Annotated in this window: 8 protein-coding genes; 4 read left to right on the top strand and 4 right to left on the bottom strand. The window is 61.8% G+C overall.

What is annotated here, in order from left to right; translation table 11 throughout:
- Window positions 1-60 precede the first annotated feature (60 nt).
- From efeO (V3W27_RS26460) to efeU, 4 genes are read right to left on the bottom strand one after another with little or no spacing between them, the layout of a single operon-like run.
- Entirely contained in the window at window positions 61-885 is an 825-nt protein-coding gene (efeO, locus tag V3W27_RS26460; RefSeq protein ID WP_027611970.1) for an iron uptake system protein EfeO, read from the bottom strand.
- A 25-nt stretch (window positions 886-910) separates the two neighbouring features.
- On the bottom strand, window positions 911-2,209 hold the full coding sequence (gene efeB / locus V3W27_RS26455; protein ID WP_330207925.1) for an iron uptake transporter deferrochelatase/peroxidase subunit: 1,299 nt from the start codon (window positions 2,207-2,209) through the stop codon (window positions 911-913).
- A 17-nt stretch (window positions 2,210-2,226) separates the two neighbouring features.
- Complete coding sequence (gene efeO / locus V3W27_RS26450) at window positions 2,227-3,426, bottom strand: iron uptake system protein EfeO (protein ID WP_330207924.1); 1,200 nt, start codon at window positions 3,424-3,426, stop codon at window positions 2,227-2,229.
- Window positions 3,427-3,434: 8 nt separating this feature from the next.
- Window positions 3,435-4,289 carry an iron uptake transporter permease EfeU gene (efeU, locus tag V3W27_RS26445; RefSeq protein WP_027611967.1) on the bottom strand — a complete coding sequence of 285 codons (855 nt, stop codon included), beginning with the start codon at window positions 4,287-4,289 and terminating at the stop codon, window positions 3,435-3,437.
- Window positions 4,290-4,579: 290 nt separating this feature from the next.
- Between efeU and V3W27_RS26440 the strand changes: the two genes are divergently transcribed.
- The 4 genes from V3W27_RS26440 (at window position 4,580) to V3W27_RS26425 (ending at window position 9,667) form a co-directional block, all read left to right on the top strand.
- Window positions 4,580-5,596, top strand: coding sequence for an AraC family transcriptional regulator (locus tag V3W27_RS26440; RefSeq protein WP_330207923.1), 1,017 nt, complete (start codon window positions 4,580-4,582; stop codon window positions 5,594-5,596).
- 423 nt (window positions 5,597-6,019) lie between these two features.
- Complete coding sequence (locus V3W27_RS26435; RefSeq protein WP_330207922.1) at window positions 6,020-7,684, top strand: AMP-binding protein; 1,665 nt, start codon at window positions 6,020-6,022, stop codon at window positions 7,682-7,684.
- Window positions 7,685-7,699: 15 nt separating this feature from the next.
- Window positions 7,700-8,461, top strand: coding sequence for an SDR family NAD(P)-dependent oxidoreductase (locus tag V3W27_RS26430; protein WP_096796067.1), 762 nt, complete (start codon window positions 7,700-7,702; stop codon window positions 8,459-8,461).
- Between the two features lie 12 nt (window positions 8,462-8,473).
- Window positions 8,474-9,667 carry an acetyl-CoA C-acyltransferase gene (locus V3W27_RS26425; protein WP_330207921.1) on the top strand — a complete coding sequence of 398 codons (1,194 nt, stop codon included), beginning with the start codon at window positions 8,474-8,476 and terminating at the stop codon, window positions 9,665-9,667.
- Window positions 9,668-9,698 lie beyond the last annotated feature (31 nt).

The raw sequence follows: 9,698 nt of genomic DNA, 5'->3' as shown, positions 1-9,698 counted from the left end.
TGCATTCCAACTGTAGGAGTGAGCCTGCTCGCGATGGGGCACTTAAGGCCTCTACATCAATCAGTTCAGACCCAGCTTGCCACGCAACGTGGACAGGTCTTCCGCCAAGGTATTGACCGGCCCGACCAGCGCCTTGCGATCGTTGTCCTTCACCTTGTCATAAGTCTCGAAACCACCGTCCTTGGTCTTGTACTTGGCAAGGATCTTGTCCACGGTGGCGAAGTTCTTGTCGACTTTGGCAACAAACGCCTTGTCCTGTTTTTCGATCTGCGGACGGAACAGGTCGACGATTTTCTTCGCGCCGTCGATGTTGCCCTGGAAGTCATACAGGTCAGTGTGACTGTAACGGTCTTCTTCACCGGAGATCTTGGTCGCGGCAACCTCTTCCAGCAGTGCAGCCGCACCACCGACGACTTTCTCCGGCGGGAAGGTCAGGCCAGCGACGCGGGTTTGCAGGTCTTTCACATCGCTGTCGAGCTTGTCCGCCAGAGCGGTCAGGCCTTCAGTGGTTTTCTCCGAGAACAGCGAATATTCAATGCGGTGAAAACCGGTGAAGTCTTCAGCCTTCACGCCTTTTTCGTGGTCGTCGACGCGCGAGTCGATGGACGCATCGAGGTCACTGAACAGCTCGGCAATCGGCTCGATCGACTCGTAGTAGACGCGGGTCGGTGCGTAGAGTTTTTGTGCGGTGGCCAGGTCACCTTTTTTCACCGCATCGGTGAATTGTTTGGTGTGGCTGCCCAGTTCATCCAGTTGCTCGGTGACGTAGATCTTGTAGTCCGACACCGGGCCGACCAGATCCAGTGGCGCCGTCGCGGCGAACGCCGACAGCGGGGTGTTGAGCAAACCGAGGGTCAGCAGTAACGCGAGTGGCGACTTTTTCATGGAGCGGCTCCGAGGGTTTTTATGGTTAGGCAGCTGTTTTGGGTTGTGTGGCGTTGAGCAGCGAGCGACCGATGAAATCCTTGTCGCTGGTGACACCCGGAAGGGTGAAGAAGTAACCGCCGCCGACCGGTTTGAGGTATTCCTCAAGTGGCTCGCCGTTGAGCCGGGTCTGCACGGTGATAAAGCCTTTTTCCAGATCGGCCTGGTAGCAGATGAACAGCAGGCCCATGTCGAGCTGGCCGTTCTTGTTCACGCCGTTGGAGTAGTTGAACGGCCGGCGCAGGATCAGGTTGGCCTGGCTCGCGGCGGTGCGCGGGTTGGCCAGGCGAATGTGCGCATCGAGCTTGGTCAGTTTGCCTTCCGGGTCTTTGCTGTAATCCGGGACTTCGGTCTCATGCTGCGCGCCCATCGGCGCACCCGTGGTCTTGACCCTGCCGATGATGCTTTCCTGTTCCTGCAACGGCGTACGATCCCAGCGCTCGACAAAGTTGCGGATGATCCGCACCGCTTGATAGCTGCCGTGGGCCGCCCACGCCGGCTCATCGCTGCCCGGTTGCACCCAGACAATCTTGTCCATGGCCTTGGTATCGTTGGAATCGGGGTTGGCCGAGCCGTCGCGGAAACCGAGAAAGTTACGCGCCGATTGCGCCGGCACACCCGGTTTGGCCGGGGCTTGTGGCGGCACGCTGCCTTCCTGTTTCCAGCGCACCAGCAGCAGGTCCGGCAGGTTCTTGACGATGTCGCGCAGGGCGTGAATGTTGGTGTCGGCGGTGTTCGAGCAGAATTGCAGGCTCAGATCGCCGTGGCAGCAATCGGCCTCCAGCGCATCGTTGGGGAAGCCGACCATGCGTTGCAGGCGCTTCGGTTTGGCGGCGGCCAGACCGAAGCGCTCGTCGAACAGCGACTCGCCCACCGAGACGGTGATGGTCAGGTTGTCCGGAGTCACCACCGGGCCGAGGATGCCGGAATCCGGCGGCGGCAGTTTCGGGTCGATCTGTGCCACCGGGCCGCCCTTCATCAGAAACGCAATGCGCTCGTTGAGGGTGCGGAACAGCCGCTCAAGGTCTTCGCGATCACTGGCCAGCACGTCAAACGACACGAACATGCCGGACACCGGACGCGGGGTGACGATCCCGGTCTGGTGCACGCCATGGAAATCGTGGCGGTCTTCGGTCTTGTCGCTGCTCGGCGCTTCGGTGACTTGCGCCGGGGCTGCCGCCATGGCCGGGCAGCTCAGGGCCGAACCGGCCAGGGCGACGCCGGCGACACCCATGCCCATCAGCAGGCGGCGACGTTGCAGGTCGAGGTTTTGCAATTCTTTCATCGGTATTCGTCTTCTGCTTACAGGCCGGAAAGGCCGAGGGCGGGATCGATGCCATCCAGAGCGTCAGCCAGGGCCTGAGCCTTGTCGGCGATCTGTTTGCGTTGTTCGCCACTGACCGTGTCGTAAGTGGCGTAGCCGTCCTTGACCTTGAAGCTGTTCAGTACGCTGTCGAAATCACTCAGCGCCGCGTCGATTTTCGGCAGCAGATCCGGCGCCGACCTGGTCAGCATCGGCCGCAGCAGCTCGACCACTTTGTGTGCGGTTTCCAGGTTGCTGGCGAAGCCGTTGAGATCGGCGTGGCTGTAGCGTTCCTCTTCGCCGCTGGCAGCACGCACGTCGGCCAGGGTGTTGAGGTTGCGCACCACGATGCTCACCAGTTGTTCCGGCGGCAGCGATTGGGCCAGCAGCTGTTGCTTGAGCGTGGTGACGTCGGCCAGCAGACGCTCGGCGACCGGGTTCAAGCCGTCGAGGCTGCGTTGCTGGAACAGTGCATATTCGACGCGGTGGAAGCCGACGAAGGCCGGATCCTGTTCGCGTTTTTCGAAGTAATCGGCGCGGGCATTGATGCTGTTGTCCAGTTCGGCCAGCCGTTGCGCGGCAGGCGCCAGACGCTGGTAAGCGGCACGCGCCGGCAGGTACAGCGTCTGCGCCTGGGCCAGATCGCCGCCGGCAATTGCCTGATTCAGCGCGGTCACGGCTTTGATCAGCGCGCTGCCTTGCGTCGCCATATACACTCGGAACTCCGACAGCGGCCCGACGAAGGCGACCATCGATGGCTTGGCCTTGGCGGCAGCATCGGAGGCTGCCGTCGGCGTCACGTGCAGTACGCCACGCGGATTGCTCAGCAGACCGCAAGTGATCGCGTAGTCGCCGGGTTGCAGGTTGGCGTTGATCACCTGGCTCAGGCCCGGCGCGATGTTTTCGCGCTCTTCGATCACCAGCACGCCGTCGAGGATTTCCCACTCCACCGCCCGGTCAGAACGGTTGACGATGCGGAAACTGGCGCGGCCGGCGGGAACCGTCAGCTCGTTCGGATCGCAGCTGTGCGCGTTGATGTTGACCACCACTTCATCATGGTTGTGCTGACGCTTGGCCGCGGCCATTTTCGAGGCGTAGTAGAACAGGCCTCCGGCGGCAATCATCACGACCACCGAACCGGCCACCGCCCAGCGCAAGGCGCGGGGAGGGGAGGCCTGAGGAGTATTAGGCTTTGACATGGATGCCCTTATTGGCTGGAAACGGAAGACGATTTGCCGGCTGCGTCTGCGCTGGAGGCCGGGGCGGCGGGGTAGAAAAACATCACCAGCGCCAGCACCAGATAGATCAGATAGGCACCGAGGGTGCTGACGGTCGGCGCATCCTGATACCCGAACATGCCGGCCAGCACCGAACCCAGCGGGCCGTCCATCGGCAGCGTCGCGCTGAAGTCGAACAGCACGGTTTGCAGGTGGTTCCAAACGCCGGCTTCATGCAGCGCCTGAACGGAATTGGCGAGGATCCCGGCGGCGACCACCAGAATGAACAACCCGGTCCACTTGAAGAACGCCGACAGGTTCAGGCGCATGCTGCCGCTGTAGATCAGGAAACCGACGACAATCGCCAGCACCAGGCCGAGCAGGGCACCGATCGGCGCGCCCGGGCCTTCGCTCTGCTGGAACACGGCGAGCAGGAAGAACACGGTTTCCAGGCCTTCGCGAGCTACGGCGAAGAACACCATGGCGATCAGCGCGATCACCTGATGTTTTGACGAAGTCAGAGCGTGATCCAGCGAGGCCTGCAACGAATGCTTGATCGAGCGCGCAACCTTGCGCATCCAGAACACCATCGAACTGAGAATGCCCACCGCGACCAGACCGACAATGCCTTCGAACAGCTCCTGCTGTTTCTGTGGGAATTCGGCGCTGACCAGCTCCAGACCACCGCCGACTAGCAGCGCCAGAGCGGCGGCGAGGAAGACGCCGATCCACACTGCCGGCATCCACTGGCCACGACCGGTCTGTTGCAGGTAGCTGGCGATGATGCCAACGATCAGGGCGGCTTCAATGCCTTCGCGCAGCATGATCAGAAAGGGAACGAGCATTCGGTGTCCACTAAGTCATTCGAAGAAGTTACAAGTTGTAACATAATGACAACCATTCTCACATGACAATGATTGACATAAACCTGAACGCAAGCTGAACAACCTGTTTTTTGCCACGCACAAATCCCTGTGGGAGCGGGCTTGCTCGCGAAGGCGGCGCGTCAGTCGATAAGGATGTTGCTGACACATCGCCTTCGCGAGCAAGCCCGCTCCCACAGGGGATTCGTGCTGAATTCGCATCCTGCGTTAAGATGCCACTCACTCGAAAACAACAAGGTCTGCCTCGCTCCATGTCGGAAAAGGACACCATTGCCGTTCAACTGGTGCGTGAAGCGCTGCTGCAAAGTTGTGCCCCGGGCGTGGCCACGGATGAAGTCTTGAACAAGGTCGGGATTGCTCCGGCGCTGCTGCACAGCAAGCAAGGTCGGGTGCCTGCCTCGCAATACGCCAGACTCTGGCGCTTGCTGGCCCGGCGCGGCGATGACGAGTTCTTCGGCATGGATCCGCGTCGGCTAAAGTCCGGCAGCCTTGAGTTCCTTTGCCGCAGCGCCATGGCGCAACCGACGCTGGCCGCCGGTCTGGGCATGGGCCTGAATTTCCTCTCCTTGATGCTGGAAAAAATGCCCGCGCAATTGGCGCATCAGCAGAGCCTGGCGGAAATCGTCCTGCTCGAAGACGATCCTGAGCCGCGTCGGGCGTTTACCTATTTCACCTACTGGATGATCGTCCACGGCGTGGCCTGTTGGCTGGCGGGGCGGCGGATTCCGATTCTGGCGATCGAATTGCGCTGCGCCGAGCCGGATTTCTGCGACGACTACCGGGTAATGTTCTCGGAAAACCTGCGCTTCGAGCGTCCGCGCACGCGGATGATCTTTGCTGCTGACTGCCTCGACCTGCCGATCAAGCGTACGGCCGAAGAACTGAAACGCTTTCTGGCCCATGCGCCGGCGAACATTCTCGTCAAGTACCGCGACCCGGAAAGCCTCGCCAGCCGGATCAAACAGGACCTGCGGCAGCTACCCGCCGAACAGTGGCCGGAGACCGAGGCGCTGGCGCAACAGCTGTGCATGTCCGCCTCGACCCTGCGCCGGCGATTGTCCGAGGAGGGGCAGACCTATCAGGGGCTGAAGGACAGCGTGCGCAAGGAACTGGCAATCAGCTGGCTGGCGGAGCCGTCGATCAGTTTCGTCGAAATCGCGACGCGGCTGGGGTTTGCCGATGCGAGCTCGTTCTACAAGGCGTTTCGCAAGTGGTCGGGGTCCAATCCTGGGCATTACCGCACGCTGATCCTCAACGAAGCGGTCTGATCCGGACTGTTTGTAGCCTGATCAGGCCTCTTCGGGAGCAAGCCCCCTCCCACATTTGAAATGCATTTTTCCTGGTATTTGCAGCCTGCCTGGATTGCTCAGGTGGCCATCATTTGAAATGCATTTTTCCTGTGATGTGCAGCCTGCCTGGCTTACCCAGGTGGCCTTCCATTTGAAATGCATTCCTTCTGTGATTGCAGCCTCCCTTGCTTTTGTGGCTGATCCCTCATTGTGAAATGCAATTCCCTGTGGGAGGGGGCTTGCTCCCGAAGGCGTCAGTCCAGCCTGTACATCTCTCGAACCTTGGCCAAACCAGTCAGCCACTTTGATGGCTTTGACCATTGCCGCCTCAGCGCCGCAGCGCGACTATCCCTGTGTTGTTTACGGTTCCCAGCCTAATAAAAACACCGAGGGATTCTGGCAATGCGCGATTACTTGTCTGCCACTGAACAGTTCAACTATCAGCACACCGTGGACGCTGCGCTCAGCGGCACGCTGGAGGCGCTCAACGCCTGCGTCGAATGTTGCGACCGCCACGCCTTGCCGGGGCGCATTGCGTTGTTCTGGGAGGGCCGCGACGGTGCGAGTGCTACGTACTCCTTCAGCGAGCTGCAAGACCAAGCCGCGCGTTTCGCCAACTTCCTTCTCGAACAAGGCGTGCAGAAGGGCGACAAGGTCGCCGGTCTGCTGCCACGCAACATCGAATTGCTCATCACCGTATTCGCCACCTGGCGCATCGGCGCGGTGTATCAGCCGTTGTTCACCGCATTCGGCCCCAAGGCCATCGAACACCGGCTGAACAGCTCCGGCGCCAAAGTGGTGGTCACCGACGCGGTCAACCGGCCGAAACTCGCTGAAGTCAGCGATTGCCCGACCATCGTCACCGTCGGCGGCGCCAAGGGCCAGGGTATCGTGCGTGGCGATTTCAGTTTCTGGGCCGAGCTGGTCAACTATTCCAGCGTTTGCGAGCCGGTGCTGCTGAGCGGCGAAGACCCGTTCCTGCTGATGTTCACCTCGGGCACCACCGGTCCGTCGAAAGCACTGTCGGTGCCGCTCAAGGCCATCGTCGCGTTCCAGAGCTACACCCGCGACGCGGTGGATCTGCGTCCCGAAGATTCGTTCTGGAACGTCGCCGATCCGGGCTGGGCCTACGGCATCTATTTCGGCGTCACCGGCCCTATGTCGATGGGGCACCCGATCACCTTTTACGATGGCCCGTTCACCCTCGAAAGCACCTGCCGGGTGATCAACAAATACGCCATCACCAACCTCACCGGTTCGCCGACCGCGTACCGCTTGTTGATTGCCGGCGGCAACGAGTTTGCCAAGTCGATCAAGGGCAAGCTGCGCATCGTCAGCAGCGCTGGCGAGCCGCTCAACCCGGAAGTGATCCGCTGGTTCGCCGACAACCTCGGCGTAGTCATTCACGACCATTACGGCCAGACCGAACTGGGCATGGTCCTGTGCAACCACCACGGCCTGGAACACCCGATCCACCTCGGCGCCGCCGGTTTCGCCTCGCCGGGCCATCGCATCGTGGTGCTCGACGAGCAGTACAACGAACTCGGCGTCGGACAGCCGGGCATTCTCGCCATCGACCGCACCCAGTCGCCGATGTGCTGGTTCGGCGGCTACGAGGGCGTGCCGACCAAAGCCTTCGTCGGCGATTACTACCTCAGCGGCGACACGGTGGAATGGAACCCGGACGGCAGCATCAGCTTCGTCGGCCGTAGTGATGACGTGATCACCACCTCTGGCTACCGCGTCGGCCCGTTCGACGTCGAAAGCGCGCTGATCGAACACCCGGCGGTGGTCGAAGCCGCCGTGGTCGGCAAGCCGGATCCGGAGCGTACCGAACTGGTCAAGGCCTTCGTCGTGCTCAACCCGCAATACCGCGCCGAACCGGCGCTGGCCGAGGAGTTGCGGCAACACGTGCGCAAACGTCTGGCCGCGCATTCGTACCCGCGTGAAATCGAATTTGTCAGCGAATTGCCGAAAACCCCAAGCGGCAAGTTGCAGCGCTTTATCTTGCGCAACCAGGAAATCGCCAAGGCTCAAGAGGCCGCGGCGCACAACGTTTCAGCTTGAATCAGGAAGTCAGTCATGCAGATCGAGAACAAGGTTTTTATCGTCACCGGCGGCGCTTCCGGCCTGGGCGCGGCCAGCGCTGAATTGCTGGTCAACGCCGGCGCCAAAGTGATGCTGGTGGACATGAACGCCGAAGCCGTTGCCGCTCAGGCCCAGCGCCTCGGCGCGCAAAGCGTCGTCGCCGACATCAGCAATGAAGCCGCTGCCGAAGCCGCCGTGCAGGCCACGCTCAAAGCCTTTGGCAGCCTTAACGGTCTGGTCAACTGCGCCGGCATCGTCCGGGGCGAGAAGATTCTCGGCAAGAACGGCCCGCATGCGCTGTCCAGTTTTGCCCAGGTGATCAACGTCAACCTGATCGGCAGTTTCAACATGCTGCGTCTGGCCGCGGCGGCCATCGCCGAGAGCGAGGCGAATGCCGATGGCGAGCGCGGGGTGATCATCAACACCGCCTCGGTCGCGGCGTTCGACGGCCAGATCGGCCAGGCCGCGTATTCCGCCTCCAAAGGCGCGATTGCCAGCCTGACCCTGCCAGCCGCGCGTGAACTGGCGCGCTTCGGCATCCGCGTGATGACCATTGCCCCGGGCATTTTCGAAACCCCGATGATGGCCGGCATGACCCCGGAAGTGCGCGAGTCGCTGGCCGCTGGCGTGCCGTTCCCGCCGCGTCTTGGCAAACCTGCCGAGTACGCCGCGCTGGTTCGGCATATCATCGAAAACAGCATGCTCAACGGTGAGGTGATCCGTCTCGACGGCGCCTTGCGCATGGCCGCCAAGTAAGGAGGATTTGTCATGACTATTGCCAACGATCCGATTGTTATCGTCAGCGCCGTCCGCACCCCGATGGGCGGTTTTCAGGGTGAACTGAAAAGCCTCACCGCGCCGCAACTTGGCGCTGCCGCGATCAAGGCAGCGGTTGAGCGCGCCGGGGTTGCCAGCGACGCGGTTGATGAAGTGTTGTTCGGTTGCGTATTGCCGGCCGGCCTCGGTCAGGCGCCGGCGCGGCAGGCGGCACTGGGTGCCGGGCTGGATAAATCGACGCGCTGCACCACCGTCAACAAAATGTGCGGCTCGGGCATGGAAACCACCATTCTCGCCCACGACATGCTGCTGGCCGGCAGCGCCGATGTGGTGATCGCCGGCGGTATGGAAAGCATGTCCAACTCGCCGTACCTGCTCGACCGTGCCCGCGCCGGTTACCGCATGGGCCATGGCCGGGTGCTCGACTCGATGTTCCTCGACGGCCTCGAAGACGCCTACGACAAGGGCCGTCTGATGGGCACCTTCGCCGAAGACTGCGCCGAAACCAACGACTTCAGCCGCGAAGCCCAGGATGCGTTTGCCATCGCTTCGACCACTCGGGCCCAACAGGCGATCAAGGACGGCAGCTTCAAGGCCGAGATCGTGCCGCTGACCGTGACCGTCGGCAAAGAGCAGGTGCTGATCAGCAACGACGAGCAGCCGCCGAAAGCCAAACTGGACAAAGTCGCCTCGCTGAAACCGGCGTTCCGCGAAGGCGGCACGGTGACGGCGGCCAACTCCAGCTCGATCTCCGACGGTGCGGCGGCACTGGTGCTGATGCGCCAGTCGCAAGCGCAGAAACTCGAGCTTAAACCGCTGGCGGTGATTCACGGCCACGCGGCATTTGCCGACACGCCGGGCCTGTTCCCGGTGGCACCGATTGGCGCGATCAAAAAGCTGGTGAAGAAGACTGGTTGGGCGTTGAACGAGGTCGATCTGTTCGAAATCAACGAAGCGTTCGCCGTGGTGGCGATGGCGGCGATGACCCACCTGGAAATCCCCCACGACAAGCTCAACGTGCACGGCGGCGCCTGCGCGCTGGGCCATCCGATCGGTGCCTCGGGCGCGCGGATTCTGGTGACCTTGCTCTCAGCCCTGCGCCAGAAAAACCTGAAACGCGGGATTGCGGCGATCTGCATCGGCGGCGGTGAAGCCACGGCGATGGCCGTGGAATGCGTTTATTGATCCACGCAATCCCTTTGTAGGAGTGAGCCTG

The organism is Pseudomonas sp. AM14(2022) (assembly GCF_036346455.1).
Classification (GTDB): Bacteria; Pseudomonadota; Gammaproteobacteria; order Pseudomonadales; family Pseudomonadaceae; genus Aquipseudomonas; species Aquipseudomonas putida_A.
The sequence above is the reverse complement of the archived record's forward strand: the minus strand, read 5'-3'. Positions and strand labels throughout refer to the sequence as shown.

What these genes read in the sequence shown, in the direction of transcription:
- efeU (WP_027611967.1), bottom strand. Translation starts at nt 4,289, where the DNA reads ATGCTCGTTCCCTTTCTGATCATGCTGCGCGAAGGCATTGAAGCCGCC.
- V3W27_RS26440 (WP_330207923.1), top strand. Translation starts at nt 4,580, where the DNA reads ATGTCGGAAAAGGACACCATTGCCGTTCAACTGGTGCGTGAAGCGCTG.
- efeO (WP_330207924.1), bottom strand. Translation starts at nt 3,426, where the DNA reads ATGTCAAAGCCTAATACTCCTCAGGCCTCCCCTCCCCGCGCCTTGCGC.
- V3W27_RS26430 (WP_096796067.1), top strand. Translation starts at nt 7,700, where the DNA reads ATGCAGATCGAGAACAAGGTTTTTATCGTCACCGGCGGCGCTTCCGGC.
- efeO (WP_027611970.1), bottom strand. Translation starts at nt 885, where the DNA reads ATGAAAAAGTCGCCACTCGCGTTACTGCTGACCCTCGGTTTGCTCAAC.
- efeB (WP_330207925.1), bottom strand. Translation starts at nt 2,209, where the DNA reads ATGAAAGAATTGCAAAACCTCGACCTGCAACGTCGCCGCCTGCTGATG.
- V3W27_RS26425 (WP_330207921.1), top strand. Translation starts at nt 8,474, where the DNA reads ATGACTATTGCCAACGATCCGATTGTTATCGTCAGCGCCGTCCGCACC.
- V3W27_RS26435 (WP_330207922.1), top strand. Translation starts at nt 6,020, where the DNA reads ATGCGCGATTACTTGTCTGCCACTGAACAGTTCAACTATCAGCACACC.